General features: G+C 34.1%; 18 protein-coding genes and 1 pseudogene. 9 read left to right on the top strand and 10 right to left on the bottom strand.

Translation table 11 applies throughout. From position 1 onward, the window contains the following. Positions 1 to 158 precede the first annotated feature (158 nt). The 3 genes from KAOT1_RS14655 (at position 159) to KAOT1_RS14645 (ending at position 3,512) form a co-directional block, all read left to right on the top strand. On the top strand, positions 159 to 824 hold the full coding sequence (locus tag KAOT1_RS14655; protein ID WP_040559584.1) for a hypothetical protein: 666 nt from the start codon (positions 159 to 161) through the stop codon (positions 822 to 824). A gap of 7 nt (positions 825 to 831) precedes the next feature. Next, positions 832 to 1,350, top strand: coding sequence for a nuclear transport factor 2 family protein (locus tag KAOT1_RS14650; protein ID WP_007095631.1), 519 nt, complete (start codon positions 832 to 834; stop codon positions 1,348 to 1,350). Between the two features lie 95 nt (positions 1,351 to 1,445). Beyond that, on the top strand, positions 1,446 to 3,512 hold the full coding sequence (locus KAOT1_RS14645) for a M13 family metallopeptidase (protein ID WP_007095630.1): 2,067 nt from the start codon (positions 1,446 to 1,448) through the stop codon (positions 3,510 to 3,512). 324 nt (positions 3,513 to 3,836) lie between these two features. Here KAOT1_RS14645 and KAOT1_RS14640 read toward each other — a convergent pair whose 3' ends face one another. Then, positions 3,837 to 6,119 carry a M28 family metallopeptidase gene (locus KAOT1_RS14640; RefSeq protein WP_007095629.1) on the bottom strand — a complete coding sequence of 761 codons (2,283 nt, stop codon included), beginning with the start codon at positions 6,117 to 6,119 and terminating at the stop codon, positions 3,837 to 3,839. Positions 6,120 to 6,241: 122 nt separating this feature from the next. Between KAOT1_RS14640 and KAOT1_RS14635 the strand changes: the two genes are divergently transcribed. Further along, on the top strand, positions 6,242 to 6,712 hold the full coding sequence (locus tag KAOT1_RS14635; protein ID WP_007095628.1) for a CBS domain-containing protein: 471 nt from the start codon (positions 6,242 to 6,244) through the stop codon (positions 6,710 to 6,712). A gap of 1 nt (position 6,713) precedes the next feature. On the opposite strand, the gene KAOT1_RS14630 is transcribed toward KAOT1_RS14635, so the two are convergent. From KAOT1_RS14630 to KAOT1_RS14615, 4 genes are read right to left on the bottom strand one after another with little or no spacing between them, the layout of a single operon-like run. Further along, positions 6,714 to 7,403, bottom strand: a complete 690-nt coding sequence (locus KAOT1_RS14630; protein ID WP_007095627.1) for a hypothetical protein — start codon at positions 7,401 to 7,403, stop codon at positions 6,714 to 6,716. Between the two features lie 2 nt (positions 7,404 to 7,405). Beyond that, positions 7,406 to 7,714: a hypothetical protein gene (locus KAOT1_RS14625; protein WP_007095626.1), complete on the bottom strand. Its 309-nt coding sequence runs from the start codon at positions 7,712 to 7,714 to the stop codon at positions 7,406 to 7,408. Between the two features lies 1 nt (position 7,715). Further along, positions 7,716 to 8,066 (bottom strand): hypothetical protein, encoded by a 351-nt coding sequence (locus tag KAOT1_RS14620; protein WP_007095625.1) that lies wholly within the window; start codon positions 8,064 to 8,066, stop codon positions 7,716 to 7,718. 3 nt (positions 8,067 to 8,069) lie between these two features. After that, on the bottom strand, positions 8,070 to 8,603 hold the full coding sequence (locus KAOT1_RS14615) for a GNAT family N-acetyltransferase (RefSeq protein WP_007095624.1): 534 nt from the start codon (positions 8,601 to 8,603) through the stop codon (positions 8,070 to 8,072). Between the two features lie 183 nt (positions 8,604 to 8,786). Between KAOT1_RS14615 and KAOT1_RS14610 the strand changes: the two genes are divergently transcribed. Then, a complete protein-coding gene (locus KAOT1_RS14610; protein ID WP_007095623.1) occupies positions 8,787 to 9,119 on the top strand; it encodes a single-stranded DNA-binding protein in 333 nt (110 codons plus the stop codon). 53 nt (positions 9,120 to 9,172) lie between these two features. On the opposite strand, the gene KAOT1_RS14605 is transcribed toward KAOT1_RS14610, so the two are convergent. The 3 genes from KAOT1_RS14605 to KAOT1_RS14600 all read right to left on the bottom strand — a co-directional run bounded on the left by KAOT1_RS14605 (position 9,173) and on the right by KAOT1_RS14600 (position 10,701). Continuing rightward, positions 9,173 to 9,532: a hypothetical protein gene (locus KAOT1_RS14605; RefSeq protein WP_007095622.1), complete on the bottom strand. Its 360-nt coding sequence runs from the start codon at positions 9,530 to 9,532 to the stop codon at positions 9,173 to 9,175. 418 nt (positions 9,533 to 9,950) lie between these two features. Then, on the bottom strand, positions 9,951 to 10,094 hold the full coding sequence (locus KAOT1_RS23010; protein ID WP_007095620.1) for a hypothetical protein: 144 nt from the start codon (positions 10,092 to 10,094) through the stop codon (positions 9,951 to 9,953). After that, positions 10,087 to 10,701 (bottom strand): RNA polymerase sigma factor, encoded by a 615-nt coding sequence (locus tag KAOT1_RS14600; RefSeq protein ID WP_083777311.1) that lies wholly within the window; start codon positions 10,699 to 10,701, stop codon positions 10,087 to 10,089. The genes KAOT1_RS23010 and KAOT1_RS14600 overlap by 8 nt, the downstream gene beginning before the upstream one ends. 254 nt (positions 10,702 to 10,955) lie before the next feature. Between KAOT1_RS14600 and KAOT1_RS23005 the strand changes: the two genes are divergently transcribed. Further along, positions 10,956 to 11,120, top strand: a complete 165-nt coding sequence (locus tag KAOT1_RS23005; protein ID WP_007095618.1) for a hypothetical protein — start codon at positions 10,956 to 10,958, stop codon at positions 11,118 to 11,120. A gap of 262 nt (positions 11,121 to 11,382) precedes the next feature. On the opposite strand, the gene KAOT1_RS14595 is transcribed toward KAOT1_RS23005, so the two are convergent. Both KAOT1_RS14595 and KAOT1_RS14590 read right to left on the bottom strand, forming a co-directional pair. Then, positions 11,383 to 12,075: a hypothetical protein gene (locus tag KAOT1_RS14595; RefSeq protein WP_007095617.1), complete on the bottom strand. Its 693-nt coding sequence runs from the start codon at positions 12,073 to 12,075 to the stop codon at positions 11,383 to 11,385. Between the two features lie 102 nt (positions 12,076 to 12,177). Continuing rightward, positions 12,178 to 12,855: a Crp/Fnr family transcriptional regulator gene (locus tag KAOT1_RS14590; protein WP_007095616.1), complete on the bottom strand. Its 678-nt coding sequence runs from the start codon at positions 12,853 to 12,855 to the stop codon at positions 12,178 to 12,180. A gap of 114 nt (positions 12,856 to 12,969) precedes the next feature. Here KAOT1_RS14590 and KAOT1_RS14585 point away from each other — a divergent pair, with 114 nt between their 5' ends. From KAOT1_RS14585 to ccoN, 3 genes and pseudogenes are all read left to right on the top strand, one after another. Next, positions 12,970 to 15,342 (top strand): heavy metal translocating P-type ATPase, encoded by a 2,373-nt coding sequence (locus KAOT1_RS14585; RefSeq protein ID WP_007095615.1) that lies wholly within the window; start codon positions 12,970 to 12,972, stop codon positions 15,340 to 15,342. A 338-nt stretch (positions 15,343 to 15,680) separates the two neighbouring features. Then, positions 15,681 to 15,851, top strand: a complete 171-nt coding sequence (ccoS, locus tag KAOT1_RS14580; RefSeq protein WP_007095614.1) for a cbb3-type cytochrome oxidase assembly protein CcoS — start codon at positions 15,681 to 15,683, stop codon at positions 15,849 to 15,851. A 24-nt stretch (positions 15,852 to 15,875) separates the two neighbouring features. Then, positions 15,876 to 17,648 (top strand): annotated as a pseudogene (ccoN, locus tag KAOT1_RS14575) (cytochrome-c oxidase, cbb3-type subunit I); the annotation flags it as partial.

Below are 17,648 nucleotides of genomic sequence, written 5' to 3'. Positions count from 1 at the left end.
TCTAGCGAATGCGAAAAATGAAAATTAACTGCCATTTTTTTGATAAATTCATAAAATACAACAGCTTAGCATGGTAAACTTTGTTAAAAATACAGGCAAACCTAAAAAACTAGCTATATTTGTTTCTCTTTTTTAACAAAGTTGACATTCAAAAATTAATGAAGAAAATCATCACATTAGTTCTTATCATCATTTCCTTTATTTCTTGTGAAAAAGAAGCAGAAGCAACACGTGCACAAGAAACACAAAGTAAAGAGGAATATCTTGCCAAAAACAAACTCAATATTCCCCGAAAAGGAAAACTTGAAGAATTGACACCAAATCAAAAAAAGTTGGTGCAAGATTGGTTGGAGTTTAATACCGTTCATGAAAACATGAAACTCATCAATTCTAGTACGCGTTTTGCCATTGTAGAAGACCTAGAGCAATTGGCAGCAAACATTGATGTCATAGAAAAAAAGAAATATCCAAAAGACTTAGATGTCATGCAAATACGCAGTCGTTTCTTAGTGCTAAAAACCAAAGCACTAAAGCTTCAAGACGACGCAACAGACGAAAATACTTCCAATGATTTCATAGAAAAAGAAATCGTAGAAATGAACAAAGTATTCAATTCGGTTTGTTATCAAATAGTACAAGCTTCTCAATTAAACATTAAACCAGAAGAAATTCTTGGCGATGCTATGAAATTAAAAGACAGTACTAATGTTGATGAGACAAACGCACTCAAAAAAGAACAGCAAGCCAGAAAAGAATTCCTACCAAAGAAAAAGGCAACGTCACCTAAAAAACCATTCCAAGAAGTAGAATCAGAAGAAAACTAATTATATTTTGAAAAAAATCATTCCATTATTAGTCGTTATTACATTCATAGCGTGTAACACTGAAAAAGCACGTGAAAAAGTAGAAGAATTTCGTTTAGAAAAGCAAAAAACCACCATCAATTCAGTCTTAGATGCTTGGCATAAAGCTGCTGCAGATGCTGATTTTGACGCATACTTTTCCAAAATGACAGATGATGCTATCTTTATAGGAACAGATGCTACTGAAAACTGGCAAAATAAAGAATTTAAAGAATTTTCAAAGCCATATTTCGACAAAGGAAAAGCTTGGAGTTTTACAGCACTAGAAAGAAATATATTTATTTCAGCTTATGGCGATATTGCTTGGTTTGATGAAATGCTAGACACACAAATGGAACTATGCAGAGGTTCTGGCGTTCTCAAAAAAGAAGGCGACACCTGGAAAATTTCACATTATGTACTTTCAATTGCAATTCCAAACGATAATGTAAAGGAAATTGTAAAACTAAAGAAGGAAAACGACTCGATCGTAAAATCACAATTATAAATTATCTTAAATAAATGTTAATGTCCTGAGTTTCGGTAACATTCGCGAAACTTTTTATACTAAATTGCGTAGAACTAATTAAACTCAATCAAAAAATGAAGACAAATACCTTGAAGTTAGCACTTTGTTTCACCGCTAGTGCCCTTCTTTTTTCTTGTGAAGGAGAAAAAAAAGAAGAAGCTAAAGAAGTAGCACAAGTTCCCGGAATCAACTTAGAATATATGGACACTTCTGTACGTCCAAATGATGACTTTTACACATATGTAAACGGAAAATGGATGGAAACTACCGAAATTCCTGCCGATAGAACATCTTGGGGAGGTTTTGGAGTATTGCGTAAAGATACTGATGCAGACGTATTGGAAATTCTTGATGAAGCTAACAAAAGCGGAAAATACGGTCCAGAAACAGATCAGGCGAAAGCATTAATGATCTACAACTCTATCTTAGATACTGCCGCAAGAAACAAAGCAGGAATTGCACCTTTGCAACCAGCTTTAGACAAAATTGCAGAAATCACTTCTGTAGAAGACATGCAAACGGTTTTAGCTAAAAATCCGGCAACAATTTCAGCGCCTTTTATGGGATTAACTGCTTTTGCAAACTTAAGCGATAGTAGTATGAACGCTGCGTATGTGGTTCCTGGCGGATTAGGATTGCCTGAAAGAGATTATTACTTAGATGAAGATGACAAAGCAAAAGAAATCAGAGCAAAATATGTAGCACACATTACACGTATGTTACAATATTTAGGTGACGATGAAGCAAAAGCTAAAAAAGATGCAGAAACTGTATTGGCGTTAGAAACAAAATTAGCAAAGCCAAGATTGGACAAAGTACAAAGCAGAGACATGCGTAACTTTAACAATCCACGCTCTGTTGCAGAATTAGCCAAAATGACTCCAGCAATTAACTGGAACAAATTTATGGCTGACTTAGAAATCAAAAAACAATTAGATACAGTAATCGTAATGCAACCAAAATACATGACAGCATTACAAGAAATCTTAACATCTACAAGTATTGACGATATCAAAACCCTAATGCGTTGGTCTACACTAAACAATGCTGCAGGAATGTTGACTACAGAGTTAAACAAAGCAAGCTGGGATTTCTATTCGAAAGAACTAAACGGAGCAGAAAAGCAACGTGACGCAAAAGAAAGAGCATTGGCAACCGTAAATGGTTCTGTAGGAGAAGCTATCGGACAATTATATGTTGATGCTAAATTTCCGCCAGAAGCGAAAGAAAAAGCAGAAAAAATGATTAAAAACGTCATTGAAGCCTACAAAGACAGAATCATGGCGTTAGACTGGATGAGTCCAGAAACGAAAGAAAAAGCGGTTGAAAAACTAGATAAATTCACCGTAAAAATTGGATATCCTGACGAGTGGGAAGACTACTCTACTTTAGAAGTAAAAGAAGGAAACTCATACTATGAAAACATGGTGGCAGTTGGAAAATGGGGATTCAGAAAAAATCTTGATGAAATTAATGAGCCAGTGGACAAATCAGAATGGGGAATGTCGCCACAAACGGTAAACGCATACTTCAATCCATTAAACAATGAAATCGTTTTCCCAGCAGCAATCTTACAACCACCTTTTTACAACTATCAAGCAGATGATGCGGTAAATTACGGTGGAATTGGAGCTGTAATCGGTCACGAAATCTCACATGCGTTTGACGATTCTGGATCACGTTTTGATGCTAATGGAAACCTAACTAATTGGTGGACAGAAAATGATTTAAAACAATTCACAGAAAGAGGAAATGCTTTAGCTGCTCAGTACAGTGCCATTGAAGTATTGCCAGACGTATTTATCAATGGTAAATTTACGCTAGGTGAAAACATCGGAGATTTAGGTGGTGTTTTAGGTGCGTACGACGGATTACAACGTCACATTAAAGAAAACGGACGACCAGACAAAATTGACGGATTTACCGCAGAACAACGTTTCTTCCTTTCTTGGGCAACCGTTTGGAGAACAAAAATGAGAGAAGAAGCTTTGCGTACACGTATCAAAACAGATACGCACTCGCCAGGACAATACAGAGCGTATGTTCCTTTACAAAACATCGACGCTTTCTATGAAGCATTCGATATCAAAGAAGGAGACAAAATGTACATTGCTCCAGAAGATAGAGTTCGCATTTGGTAATAATATCAAATCAATAAAAGACGAAAGCCTGAATGTATGTTCAGGCTTTTTTTTGGTTGAATTTTTATTTAAAAAGTATTGAGTAATGAGATGTTAGTATTGAGAAACTAAACATAGAATATTCAGTATTTTCAATATGGTAATACATCAGGTTGAACTTGATTCCGAAACAAATGCGGAATGACAAAGGTGTGAAAAGAGTCAAGACTTTTTGAGTCAGGAATCAAGATGTTTTCAAAGAATGTTTCTGTCAAGATAAGAATATAAAATGTTTCAAATTAAATTCTGCAACAAATGTGGAATGACAATGAGAAACCCCAACACCTAAAACCTAATTACCTTCTTCACAATCACAGCATCATTCAATACAAAAGGTCGTGGCATCATATTTTTTGCTCTTTCAGGAATTGAAAACAATGGATTCGTCATCAAATCAAAAGAAGCTTCATACATAATCAATTCCTGTTTGTCTTCTGGGTTCATCGTAAATGATAATTCCAAAGGTTCATTATCTGAAATATAATAGGTTATCAAACGCTTTTTCCAGCCATTTTCTGGTTTTTCCAATGGAAGATTATTAATTGTTAGCGTTGTAAAGTTTGCTTCTTCTTTTCTAAATATTTCTATACGATTTACATTTCGCTGTGGCGTGATTTTTAACGTTACATGTCGCATGTGCGTTATTGTATCACGAATAATTTCAATTTTTGGTTGTGGAATTGCTTTTATTGGCGCATTTTCCGTATACGTAAAACCAGCATTATACTTGCTGTCCATCACTTCTTGATGGCTTGAAGTTTTGGAAACATCTTTGATGTAATTCTTTGTCCAATCATCCAAAATACCATCATATGTATTCCAATTGGCAGTATTTTTATCGGCATCTAAAACATACACCAAACTATTTGGCTTCTGAGTTGTTTCGGTAAATCCTGAATTGGAATGCGCTACAAAAAATGTCACAATTGCTAACAAAAAGAACAATCGTGCTGTCCATTTTTTACGTTTGTACAATGCAAAAACGGGCATTAAAACGCCAAGAATCAACACAATTAATAATGGAACAACGGCAATCATTTTCAATCCTAAACCAACAGGAAACAACTTGATAAATGGAGCTAAAATCATCACGGCAGGAACTCCGAGTACTGTCAACAACAATACGGAAGGTCTTTTTTTTCGTTTGATGAGAATGAACACAGAAATCAAACTCAACAATACTGGAATTGCAATAAAACTTGCGCCATCTAAGTAAAAAGCGGCAAGTGTTGCGATAACAATCCAAAAGAATAAAGGAGCAATTGTAAGATTGGCAGGCGTTGTTTTTTTACTGAATTTATGATAGAAATAAAAACTAATTCCCAAAGATAAAAAGGCAAAGAGTAAAATATACGTATATCCATTATAGGTAAATCCGTGTTGAATTTCCGCGTAGTGTGGATACATCCAATTGATAATTTTCCAACCTAAAACTGTCGCAATACAACCTACAATAAGCGCTACTAAAAATGGTATAAATCCAAGCAACATTCCTTTAGTAGAGAGCATTTTTTCTTTTACGCCATAAATAATTACGCCAATAAAAAGGATGATAAGCACAATTAAAATTGGGAAAATCCACGAATATGGATAGGTATGAAATCCGAAAGGTGTATTGAAATAAATTAGATCGTCATCGGTTGTCATTTGTGTCAAATCTTGCTCAGAAAAATACGCTAACAACGGCATTAAATACGATCCTTGATGCGTTAAAGTATTAAAGTCTAAATTTTCAGGCGTATCGTTTGCGGTGTGATAGTCAAAATGATCGCCAATAAACGCAAAATTGAATCCTTGAATGTTTCCATCTTCCCTAAAAACGGTCAAATCGGTATCATTTGGCAACATTTTATAAATACTATACGCAAGCGAATTTCCAACAGGATATTGCATGTTAGCATCTTTAAATGCTTTGATGAGTTTGGCGTTTCCGTTATTCGTTTCCAACAACATAATACTTGGTCCGCCACTTCCGCGCGCTTCAAAATTGAGCACTAAACCGACATCTTTTGCCCACGGATGTTTATTTACAAACAATTCGGCACCATTTAATCCTAGTTCTTCTCCATCAGATAATAACAAAATAATATCATTTTCTGGTTGTTTTCCTTGGGCTAAAAATGCTCTTATTCCTTCTAAAATAGTTGCAACACCACTAGCGGCATCACTTGCGCCAACTGCTGAATGTGGATCACTATCGTAATGTGACAATAATAAAAGTGCTTTTTTGCTATTTTTCCCTTTTATACGTGCTAATACATTTTTTGGTTTTGAAATGTTTCCATAATCATCTAGCGTAAAACCTTCTTGTACTATGGGGTTGAGTCCTAATTGTTTCAACTCTGCAATAATATAATTCCGAACATCTGTATGCGCTTTTGAGCCGAGATAATGTGGTTCTTTCCCCATTTCATTTACATGTGCAAATGCACGAACCGTAGAAAACGCTTCTTTGGGTACATTATTTTCGGAAGTTTTTTGAGGCATTACACCATAAAAACTGATATACGTAACAATAGCGAGTAACAGAAATGAAAGTGAAGTATAAAGCGCTTTTTGAGAATTCATGATGATTAATTATACGGTTGCCTAAAAATAGTAAAAAGTACACAGTAAATATGATTATAAGGCGGTTTTAGGTTAACTGGTTAAAAATAAGTAACTTTAGTAAGGACTAAATCTTAAAAGTTATGGGAATTAAAAGTTTTCAAGGCGCGCGAAAAGTACAAGCCAACAGCACCAACAAAGCAGAAGCATTTAAAGTAAGTGATTATATGACGCGAAATTTAATCACATTTAAGCCAGAACAAACCGTGGAAGAAGTGATTCAAAAATTGATTCAGCATAAAATTTCTGGCGGACCTGTGGTAAACGATCAAAATGAGTTGATTGGAATTATCTCGGAAGGAGATTGTATCAAGCAAATTTCTGACAGTCGTTATTACAACATGCCGTTTGAGCACAATAAGATAGAAGCACATATGGCAAAAAATGTAGAAACTATTGATGGAGATTTGAATATTTTTGATGCAGCGAATAAGTTTATTGAAACGAAAAGAAGACGTTTCCCTATTGTAGAAAATGGAAAATTGGTCGGACAAATTAGCCAAAAAGATATTTTAAAAGCTGCCATGAAGTTAAAAGGGCAAAGCTGGAAGTGATTTACAATTTTCTTTTCACACGTTCCAACGCTTTCGGTTCATCGGTAATTAACAATCGTTGTTTTGAATTCCCTGATAAAGTTAAAATTCGGGAATCAGAATAGCCATCAATTGGTGTGTCTATCGTAGACCATTTTCCAATGCCCATGACTGCAATTTCTTCATCAACTTCAATGATGCGTTCTGTATAGCGCATCGTCCGATTGAATCCAAATGCGCCTTTACTATTTTTTCCGTATTGACCTAAGTAGCGTTCTACTTCTTCATCAACCGTATTTAAAAAACCAGAACTGAATGCATGATCGGCAACTAAGTGTACTCTTTTCTCGAATCCGCGTCGTGTGTTAAGATGAATTATAGCACTGTCTGTACCTGTTTGGATAAAAAAATCTTGAAATTGCACATCGTTGATAATATTTCGCCAGTGTTTTCCACGTTTCTCCTTCACTTTTACATCATAATAGACACATTTTCGTTTGCTCAATGGTGCAATTAACGGTTCGCCAGCATATTTGGCTTTCCCCACAATTTTTACATATTCGTTTTCACGAACACTTTGAATATTCTTTCGACGTACTTTTTTCAATTCTCGAAGAATCTTGTTTTTGATGCTGAAATAGATGGCAACGAAGATAAATGCGCCAACGCCGAGAACGAAAAGTGCAGGAATTATAAATTCGAAATAGTCCATAATTAGTTTGTATTATTTTGTTTGGCTTCTTCTTCAAGTCTTTTTATAGTTTCCTTTATTTGTTGTATCTGTGCTTCGCGTTCTTTCTTTTCTAGATTGAATATGGAATCTCGTTTTGCTTTTATGATTTCTTGTTGTGCTTCATATTCTTCTTTTTCCTGCAACGCTTTGATCTTTAAAAACAGTTCTTTATTTGCTTCTAAGACTTCATTGTTTTTTTGTTGCTTCTGATGATTTCGATATAGCAACGAACCAGCAATTGATACGATTAAAATAAAAAAAGAAAAGACACTTACACTTTTTTTAGTCATACTAAGCATTCTTTTTTACCAATAAATAATAATCATTTTCTAGCGACAAATACCCTTGATCGTACACGTAATAATACGTCGCTTCTGCTTTTGTCACATAAATAGAAGTAAAATAATTAAAGTCAAATCCTTTTTCTAGAAGTTTTGCTTTCGTTGTTTTTGTTTTGTTGTTTACGTTTAAATCTTCTAAAATTCGCCAGTTTTTACGCAAACGATTGTTGATATTCCGAATGAGATTTTTTCCATCTTTATTCAGTCGATTGTTATAGGTGTTTCTACAATAATCACTACAAAATTTCTTATCAACGCGACCTTTAAATGCATCGCCACATTCTAAACATTTCTTTTCCATCGCTTATTTAGGTTTTGAGATACTGTACCAACGCAGCATCATATTTTCGGGTTTGTAGAAAAAATCTTCTATATAATTCAGTCCAATTTTGAGTAATACTTTGTGTGAAGCTTCGTTTCCTTTTTCGGTAATTCCATAAACTGTATTGAGTTTCATTACATTCCAAGCATATTTCAGACATACTTTTGAAGCTTCTGTAGCATAACCTTTTCCCCAAAATTCACGTCGCAATCGGTAGCCGATATCGTGAAAATTTGTGTGATTGTTAAAGGTATAATCGGTATACAATCGCAAGCCACACCAACCTATAAATTTGCCTGTTTCTTTCAATTCTACTGCCCAACGTCCGATACCGCGTTCTACATATTGGGTATTTACATCTTTAATATATTTTAAAGCTTCGTCTTTATGTTTGATGGGTTTGTTGCCTAAATATTTGTGTACTTCCGGATCGGAATCCAAAGCAAACATGCCGTCAATGTCTTGTTCTGTAAGGTCTCGAATGATAAGTCGTTGGGTTTCTAAGTGTATGTTCATGTGTAACTTATAGATGCCTAAGGTATGAAAAATTATCCATTTACAAACGACTACAAATATTTGTAAACGAAAGTAAGTGCTTTGTAACCGAATAAAATTTGCGTGTCGTTTCATATTTGCACTGTCGAATTACGATAACGATTTGAATACAAAATCAACTATTAATTTTAAAAACATAATCTTATGAACACGCTTAGAAACAGAGTACAGTTAATTGGAAATTTAGGAAATGACCCAGAAATTATCAATTTAGAAGATGGTAAAAAGATTGCAAAATTTTCTATTGCTACCAACGAAACGTATAAAAACGCACAAGGAGATAAAATTGAAAATACGTATTGGCACAACCTAATCGCATGGAACAAAACTGCCGAAATCGTGGAAAAATACTTATTAAAAGGAAAAGAAATTGCGATAGAAGGGAAATTGACGAATCGTACTTATGAAACAGACGAAGGCGAAAAAAAGTACGTTACTGAAGTATTGGTAAACGAAATTTTAATGTTAGGCAGATAGAATTTAAAAAAAGGAAAGACAGTCTTGTAATATGGTAAGACTGTCTTTTTTTACTACATTTTCTCTAAAGCTATGATGGTATTCATGCTGACCAACATATCTTCGTCATCCTTTTCAGGAACATTTTTCGTTGTGTAAGTAATCTTGAATTTTTTTCCGATTATTGATGCATCGTTGAAGTTGAATGCTTTTTTGACTTCAGGTGTTATTTTTTCGAAAATCATTTCACTTTCTTCTCCGTCAGTATCCGTATAGGTAAATACAAATGTATTTTTGTCCATACCTTTAAAGTTGGCAATCAAGACTGTAGGTTCATCAATTTCTTCAATTGCTTCTTCCTCTTGCGCTGCGCATGTGTAGGAATTTATTAAGAAGATTAACAAGAATAACGGAACTAATTTTATTGCTTTCATGTTTTTAATTTTAAAGTTTTGTTGTTTGTTTTTACAATTTTTGTGCTAAATGTATTTATAAGACACCAAAACATGATGCGGGTCACTTTTAATTTACGATATAGATTTTTGTATTGCAGAATTTATATTGAAATAGCTGTCGTTTCTCGTAAATGCTCTTGTAGACTTGTGTCTGAGAAGTTTTTTGATAAAACAATATAAGATTTGCATGCTGTGAAGAATCTGCAAATGTTTTCACATTGTTGAAAATTTAATTTTTTGCAGTGATGGCTATAATTTTTGAAAGAATGATTTCTTTTAACTGTGCGGGAACTTCTAGGAGCGGTTTTCCTAAAATTTTAAAAGAATGTTTTTTCTTCATGTGTCTAGAATTTATAATTCATATGTAATGAGACACAGAAGAAGCAATTACGTCACTTTAGATATCTTGTGATTCTAAAGAACTATCAGTATCCTGCGAATCTTCCGTATATTCTTTGATCTCTTGAAGAATATCTTCTTTAAGTGTTTCAGGAAGTTTCAATTCAGGTGTTATTTTTTTAAATGGATTTTCCTCAGTCATTTTCTTGTAATTTTTGATACACATTTACGAGTTTGATACGCGCTCTTTTTAACCGCATTTTAACCGCACTTTCGTTGATTTGTAATAAGTTTTGAATGTCTTTTACAGATACATCATCTTGATATTTGAGTAATAATAAAGCTTTATCGGCAGGTTCAATACGATCGAGTGCTTTTTCCAAACCTGAGAGTTTTAATTCAAAAAAATCTTCTTCTGCTACATCTTCAATCTGTAACAAATGCTTTTCGTTTTTATTGAGCTTTTCCCAGCGTTCTCCTAGTTTTTTCTCAGATTCTCTCTTTTTATAGTTCACCAAAAAATTATAAGTAAAAGAATACAACCACGTAGAAAATTTAGCGCGACCTTGATATTTATGGAGTTGTTCAAATAGTTTTAAAAAAATGTCTTGCGTTACATCTTGGATTTCGTCGGTATCTTTTACAAAACTGTAGCATTTGTTGTAGATTTTTTTCCCGTATCGATCATATAATTCACCAAAAAGAGATGCATCTTGCGTTTCCACAATCAGTGCAACCAATTCTTCATCAGATAGTGATTTTTTATTTTTTTCCACAGGAACACCAAACAAGACTATTATTTTTTTCATACTACGATGCTTCACGCTGAATTCAATTTACACAAAAAAGATAAATTCTTAACGTACGCCAAAATAAATAGACATCCAAAAGTAATTTTTTTTGATCAGATAGTTGGTTAAATAATTAAAAATCAGATAGTTGAAATTAGGATAAAAAATTTTTGAAAAAAATGTGATTTTGATGTGACCTTTTAATTTTTTGGTGTCTTAAGATTACAATTAAAAGAATAATTATTTATATCAACAATTAAAAAACCAAAAAAATGGGAGCAACAAAAGTTAGCAAATCAAACGATACAAGAAAAAAAGCAGAAGCATTAAAAGCTAAAAAGAAAGCTGCAAGAGATGCAAAAGCAAAATCAGTTGTGACAAAATCAAACAAAAAAGGTCCTTCTATCGTATCGCAATCTAAGAAAAAGAAAAAGTAATTATAGTGTAGAAAAGCATATAAAATGCTTTATACTTCAAAATCCCGAAGAAATTACCCTCGGGATTTTTATATAAAGAAGTGATTTAAACTTTTTTGATTTGCTAAAAAATTACTGTTTTTCAGCCCTGTTTTCGTCTTTTTTTCGTTCAGTAGCGCTGCTATGAAACTCAAAAAAGCCTTCAACAGTACTTAAAACTTCTAATTTTCGCTTAAACCCGAAAAGTTTAAATCACTTCAAAATTTCGATTCTAAAAAGTCACTTATTCTTGATCTTTTTTCTTGTAATCAAACAGATTCTTGGTGTCAATATTTTTCTTGTCAAAATTTAAATAAAAATCATGAAGCTCAGCTGATTTTTTCATCACACCAGAATACAATTTTGTAAAGCTGATAGAATCTCCTTCAATATCTGTTCCTGTAGCGCAATAATTGACCAATTGCTTTTGTAGATTGTCATAATTTATAAAAGCCTGTCCATTCCTGTGAATGCCGTCTTTTTGGTCAAAAGTTGAGAGTGACAATCCAAAAAATGAAGTAATTGCAGTAAAAATAAGGAACAACGTTTTTACATATGATGAGGTATGTTGCCATCCGCTATGCGTAATTACAAAAACAGTCAACGCCGATAAAATAGAAAAGATGATGAAAAACTTCATTGAAACATATTGATACATATACAACTTTAAAAACGTAATTTCATGCTGTTGTTTATGATTTTGAATGATATTATTAAGTGTTATCAAGTTGGCCGCTTCTCGTTCTGTTCTTCCCTCGCAATCGGTAATGCCATCCGTAGTCTGAATTCGGCTTACTTCATCCATTGGACTCATTAATTCTCTACCTTCTTTTTCAGCGTGATTTTTTAAAATGAAAAATCCAATAATGATAAGCACAATAATTACGATAAAAGTAATCAAGACTTCCTTAATTTGTTGTTTGCTAATGATTTCCATGGTGGTGGTTAGAATTAATTTATCAAATTAAAGATAGGGAAAAGATTGAAAATCTAGAAAAAGAAATTAATTGACAATATTAGGTAGTTAAGTTCATCCAAATTATTCCACACGCTTCAAAGTCACTAAATCTTCAATTTTAATTTGTTTGCCTTTGGTAGAAATCAATCCATCTTTTTTAAACTGAGATAAAATACGAATGGCTGATTCTGTCGCCGTTCCTACAATATTTGCATAATCTTCACGAGAAAGAATCACGGAAAGCATGTCGTCTTCAGTAGTTCCAAACGTATTGTAAATATAAATCAATGCTTCTGCCAAACGCTGACGTACCGATTTTTGCGCCATATTTACAATTACATTATCGGCTTTTCTCAAATCTTTTGCCATATGTTGTAGCACATCTAAAGTAAAATCGGAGTTCTCATGTAAATCATGCATAATTTCCTGCTTCGGAATAAAACAAACCTGCATTTCACTCAACGCGGTAGCACTCAAATTCGTTACTTCATCACTTACCAACGAACGTTGTCCGAGTAAATCGCCTTTTACAACCAACTTTACAATCTGATCTTTTCCGTTAGCACTCAATTTGGTCAATTTACAAACACCATCTTTAATGCAATACACTCCATTCACATTTTCTCCTTCATCAAAAATCAATTGTCCTTTTTTAATAGTTTTTGAAGTTTTGCAACCAGAAATACGAATCAATTCTTCTTTTGTCAAAGATTTCAAAGAATTAAACTGTCGTACAATACACTGTTCACAATTACTCATAGCTGAAAAATTAGATGATTATAAAGTTACTCAAACTATGACAAATATCATATTTTAAAACGGAATCATTTGTAACCTTTGTTACTGTGGTAAAAGGTACAAATGAGCAATATTATGAGTGAAACAACATGTTTTCATTGTGGTGACACATGTAAAGAAGAAATCATTCAACTAGAAGAAAAATCTTTTTGTTGTTTTGGATGTAAAACGGTATATGAACTATTTTCGGAAAACGATTTAGCATGTTATTACGACTTGCAAGCGGCACCAGGAGCCATTCCAAAAGAAATAGCAGGGAAATACGATTTTTTGAGTCAGCAAAATATCATTGATAAATTATTGGAATTTAACGATGATACTATACAAATAGTAACTTTATACATTCCACATATTCATTGTAGTTCGTGTATTTGGATTCTAGAAAACTTACACAAACTCAATCCTGAAATTACGGCTTCGCAAGTAAACTTTGGTAAAAAAACAGTTCGAATCACATACAATGCCACAACTTTTTCACTTAAAGAAGTCGTTTTATTATTGAGCAAAATTGGTTACGAACCGTATATCAGTTTAGAAGACTACAGCGCAGGAAAAAACAAAATTAATCGTACGCTCATTTACAAACTCGGAATTGCAGGATTCGCTTTTGGAAACGTAATGTTTCTATCATTTCCAGAATACTTTCAAGTCAGCGGTTTTTGGATAGAACAATACAAAATTCTATTTCGTTGGCTCATGTTTGCTTTCTCACTTCCTGTAGTTTTCTACGCGGCGCAAGATTACTTTATCTCAGCTTACAAGGGTTTGCGAGCAAAACTACTCAACATTGATGTGCCTATTGCGTTGGGAATTTTAGTCTTATTTATAAGAAGTACTGTTGAAATCATCTTTGACTTCGGTTCTGGATTTTTTGATAGCCTTACGGGATTGGTCTTTTTTCTATTACTTGGAAAATTCTTTCAGCAAAAAACATACAGCTTTCTATCATTTGAGCGCGATTACAAATCGTATTTTCCCATTGCAATTACAAAGATTTCTAACGGAAAAGAAACGCCAATTCAGGTCTATGACATTGAAAAAGGAGATCGTTTATTAATCAGAAATGAAGAACTCATTCCGGTTGATGGAATCCTTATCAATGGAATTGCAGCGATCGATTATAGTTTTGTGACTGGCGAATCTGAAACGGTTCAAAAACAATCGGGCGACAAAGTATTCGCAGGCGGAAAGCAAACTTCAGGAATCATCGAAATAGAAGCCATCAAATCGGTAGAACAAAGTTATCTCACACAATTGTGGAGTAATGATGTTTTCGAAAAAAACAAAGAAGAAGGTTTTACTACAGTAACCAATGCAATTAGCAAGCACTTTACCGTAACGGTATTATCTATTGCAGTAGTAGCAACTATTTTTTGGTTGATGGTGGATGCTTCCAAAGCAATGAATGTATTTACAGCAGTCTTAATCATCGCATGTCCGTGTGCCATTGCATTAGCGGCGCCATTTACCTTTGGAAACCTATTGCGCATTTTTGGAAAATTGAAATTCTATGTAAAAAATGCAAGTGTTTTAGAACAACTTTCCTCTATAAACACGATTATTTTTGATAAAACAGGAACTATTACATCCAATCAAAAAAGTACGGCAAGTTATGATGGAACTCAACTCACTACTGCTGAAACTACTTTATTAAAAAGTACGTTGCGTGGTTCAAATCATCCGCTAAGTAGAACCTTATACAACATTTTAGAAGAACAAAATATTGTGACGCTCGATCATTTTGAAGAACACATCGGAAAAGGAATGACCGCAAGTTATCACAACGATCATATAAAAGTTGGTGCTGCAAAGTTTGTAGGTTATACAGATGATGCTACGGTATTAAATACAACTGTTCATATTAGTACAAACAATACATACAAAGGAAAATATACCTTTTACAACAAATACCGAAAAGGACTATCGAAACTATTCAACAATCTAAAAAAACAATATGATTTAGCCATTCTTTCAGGCGATAATGAAGGCGAACTTGAAAACCTGAAAAAACTATTGCCGAGCAAAACAAAGTTAATCTTCAATCAAACACCAAACGACAAGCTAGAATACATACAATATCATCAGGCAGAAGGCGCAAAAGTGTTAATGGTCGGCGATGGTTTAAATGATGCAGGCGCATTGGCACAAAGCAATATCGGAATTGCCTTGTCGGAAAATGTAAATGTATTTTCTCCAGCGTGTGATGCCATTTTAGATGCTTCAAAATTCAATCAGTTAGATCAATACATAAAAGCTTCCAAAACAGCGATAAAAATTATCAAATGGAGTTTTGTATTATCATTTATCTACAACAGTATTGGTTTATACTTTGCCATCACAGGACAATTAGCACCTGTAATTGCAGCAATATTAATGCCATTGAGTTCTATTAGTATTGTGGTTTTCACCACGATTTGCACATCAATCTTAGGAAGAAAATTAAAGTAAATTTGAGTAGCTGTTAAAACATTTTTTTGCTGTTTCACTCTGTAAAACACTTCAACGGACTTCTCGAATTCAAATTCAAATCCACAACACGTCAGTTCGAGTATTTTTTGTAAAAATGTATCGAGAACAGTTTTGAAGTGTAAAATAAACATTTACAAATCCTGTTTTTCAATGGGATAAGTTCCACTTACAATTTTGAATTTGTCTTCAAAGACGTCTCAAATTCAAGTTCTAATTCAAGTTCAATTTCAAATTCTTAAAAATAAATCTGAAACATGATAAAAGTCATTTTTTAGGAAATCGCGTCACAGTACTTTTGAACTATAACTTCAATAGGTATGAGTGTTATATATGTTTTACTAGCCATTAGTATTGTAGTAGCAATACTCTTTTTTGTCGCCTTTATTATAGCGGTAAAAAACGGACAATTTGACGATAGTTACACACCATCGGTACGCATGCTGTTTGAAGATGAATTGGTAAAAGAAAAACCAAAAAAGCAGAACTAACTATAAAAATTAATATATAATATTATGGAAATCCAACAGTTTTATTACGATAATAAAATCGTTAAAAACTTCATCTATGCAACTATAGTATGGGGAATTGTAGGAATGCTAGTAGGATTGTTATTAGCCTTCCTATTTCTATTTCCAGAACTTGGAGAAGGTATTTTCTTGGCTAAGTTTTGGTCGTTTGCGTCCATTACATACAAACGCAGTCATTTTTGCCTTTGTCGGGAACGCCATTTTTGCGGGTGTATATTACTCGCTACAACGATTACTAAAAGCTAGAATGGCAAGTGATTTTCTAAGTAAAGTGAACTTTTGGGGATGGCAACTTATCATTGTTGGAGCCGCAATAACACTTCCTTTAGGATACACAACGTCCAAAGAATATGCTGAACTCGAATGGCCATTTGATATTGCAATTGCACTTATTTGGGTTGCTTTTGGGGTCAACATGATATGGACGATCTTAAAAAGGAGACAACGTCACTTATACGTAGCAGTTTGGTTTTACTTAGCAACCTTTGTTACAGTCGCAGTCTTACACATCTTCAACAGTTTAGAATTGCCTGTAAGCGCATTAAAAAGTTACTCAGTATACGCAGGTGTGCAAGATGCCTTGGTGCAATGGTGGTACGGACACAATGCGGTGGCATTCTTCCTTACAACACCATTCTTAGGATTAATGTACTACTTTGTACCAAAAGCGGCAAACAGACCTGTATACTCGTATAGATTATCTATTGTACACTTCTGGTCGTTGATATTCATATACATTTGGGCAGGACCACACCATTTACTATACACAGCATTACCAGAATGGGCACAAAACTTAGGAGTTGCGTTTTCAGTAATGTTACTAATGCCTTCTTGGGGAGGAATGATAAACGGATTGCTAACACTTCGTGGCGCTTGGGATAAAGTACGAACCGATCCTGTATTAAAATTCATGGTTGTGGCAATCACAGGATATGGTATGGCAACCTTTGAAGGACCAATGCTATCCTTAAAAAATGTAAATGCAATTGCCCACTTTACCGATTGGATTATTGCCCACGTTCACGTAGGAGCTTTAGCTTGGAATGGTTTCTTAACCTTTGGAATGATCTATTGGTTAGTACCAAGACTATTCAAAACAAAACTATACTCTAAAGGATTGGCAAATGCACATTTCTGGCTTGGAACGTTGGGAATTGTCATGTACGCACTACCAATGTATGTGGCAGGATTTACGCAGGCAACCATGTGGAAACAGTTCAACCCTGATGGAACATTATTTTATGCAAACTTCTTGGAAACTGTAGTTGAAATCATGCCAATGTATTGGATGCGTGCTATTGGAGGTTCCTTATACATTTTTGGAATGTTCTTCTTAGCATACAACATTGTAGTAACCATTGCAAGATCAAGACACAATGTAAGCGACGAACTTGCAGAAGCACCAGCATTGCAACGTGTTTCTAAAAAGCGTGTAAAAGGAGAAGGATGGCACACTTGGTTAGAGCGTAAACCAATCAAACTTACCATTTATGCTACTATTGCTATATTAATTGGTGGAATCGTACAAATAGTTCCAACCATTATGATTGACTCAAACATTCCAACAATTACAGAAGTAAAACCATACACACCATTAGAATTGGAAGGTAGAGACATCTACATCAGAGAAGGTTGTGTGGGTTGTCACTCGCAAATGGTGCGTCCGTTTAGAAGTGAGGTAGAACGTTATGGAGAATATTCAAAAGCAGGAGAATTTGTATATGATCATCCATTCCTTTGGGGAAGTAAACGTACAGG

The organism is Kordia algicida OT-1, from assembly GCF_000154725.1.
Lineage (GTDB): Bacteria > Bacteroidota > Bacteroidia > Flavobacteriales > Flavobacteriaceae > Kordia > Kordia algicida.
The sequence above is the reverse complement of the archived record's forward strand: the minus strand, read 5'-3'. Positions and strand labels throughout refer to the sequence as shown.

Excerpts from the sequence above, each read along its gene's own strand:
- KAOT1_RS14655 (WP_040559584.1), top strand. The coding sequence starts at position 159 with ATGAAGAAAATCATCACATTAGTTCTTATCATCATTTCCTTTATTTCT.
- KAOT1_RS14645 (WP_007095630.1), top strand. The coding sequence starts at position 1,446 with ATGAAGACAAATACCTTGAAGTTAGCACTTTGTTTCACCGCTAGTGCC.
- KAOT1_RS14640 (WP_007095629.1), bottom strand. The coding sequence starts at position 6,119 with ATGAATTCTCAAAAAGCGCTTTATACTTCACTTTCATTTCTGTTACTC.
- KAOT1_RS14635 (WP_007095628.1), top strand. The coding sequence starts at position 6,242 with ATGGGAATTAAAAGTTTTCAAGGCGCGCGAAAAGTACAAGCCAACAGC.
- KAOT1_RS14630 (WP_007095627.1), bottom strand. The coding sequence starts at position 7,403 with ATGGACTATTTCGAATTTATAATTCCTGCACTTTTCGTTCTCGGCGTT.
- KAOT1_RS14625 (WP_007095626.1), bottom strand. The coding sequence starts at position 7,714 with ATGACTAAAAAAAGTGTAAGTGTCTTTTCTTTTTTTATTTTAATCGTA.
- KAOT1_RS14620 (WP_007095625.1), bottom strand. The coding sequence starts at position 8,066 with ATGGAAAAGAAATGTTTAGAATGTGGCGATGCATTTAAAGGTCGCGTT.
- KAOT1_RS14615 (WP_007095624.1), bottom strand. The coding sequence starts at position 8,603 with ATGAACATACACTTAGAAACCCAACGACTTATCATTCGAGACCTTACA.
- KAOT1_RS14610 (WP_007095623.1), top strand. The coding sequence starts at position 8,787 with ATGAACACGCTTAGAAACAGAGTACAGTTAATTGGAAATTTAGGAAAT.
- KAOT1_RS14605 (WP_007095622.1), bottom strand. The coding sequence starts at position 9,532 with ATGAAAGCAATAAAATTAGTTCCGTTATTCTTGTTAATCTTCTTAATA.
- KAOT1_RS23010 (WP_007095620.1), bottom strand. The coding sequence starts at position 10,094 with ATGACTGAGGAAAATCCATTTAAAAAAATAACACCTGAATTGAAACTT.
- KAOT1_RS14600 (WP_083777311.1), bottom strand. The coding sequence starts at position 10,701 with ATGAAAAAAATAATAGTCTTGTTTGGTGTTCCTGTGGAAAAAAATAAA.
- KAOT1_RS23005 (WP_007095618.1), top strand. The coding sequence starts at position 10,956 with ATGGGAGCAACAAAAGTTAGCAAATCAAACGATACAAGAAAAAAAGCA.
- KAOT1_RS14595 (WP_007095617.1), bottom strand. The coding sequence starts at position 12,075 with ATGGAAATCATTAGCAAACAACAAATTAAGGAAGTCTTGATTACTTTT.
- KAOT1_RS14590 (WP_007095616.1), bottom strand. The coding sequence starts at position 12,855 with ATGAGTAATTGTGAACAGTGTATTGTACGACAGTTTAATTCTTTGAAA.
- KAOT1_RS14585 (WP_007095615.1), top strand. The coding sequence starts at position 12,970 with ATGAGTGAAACAACATGTTTTCATTGTGGTGACACATGTAAAGAAGAA.
- ccoS (WP_007095614.1), top strand. The coding sequence starts at position 15,681 with ATGAGTGTTATATATGTTTTACTAGCCATTAGTATTGTAGTAGCAATA.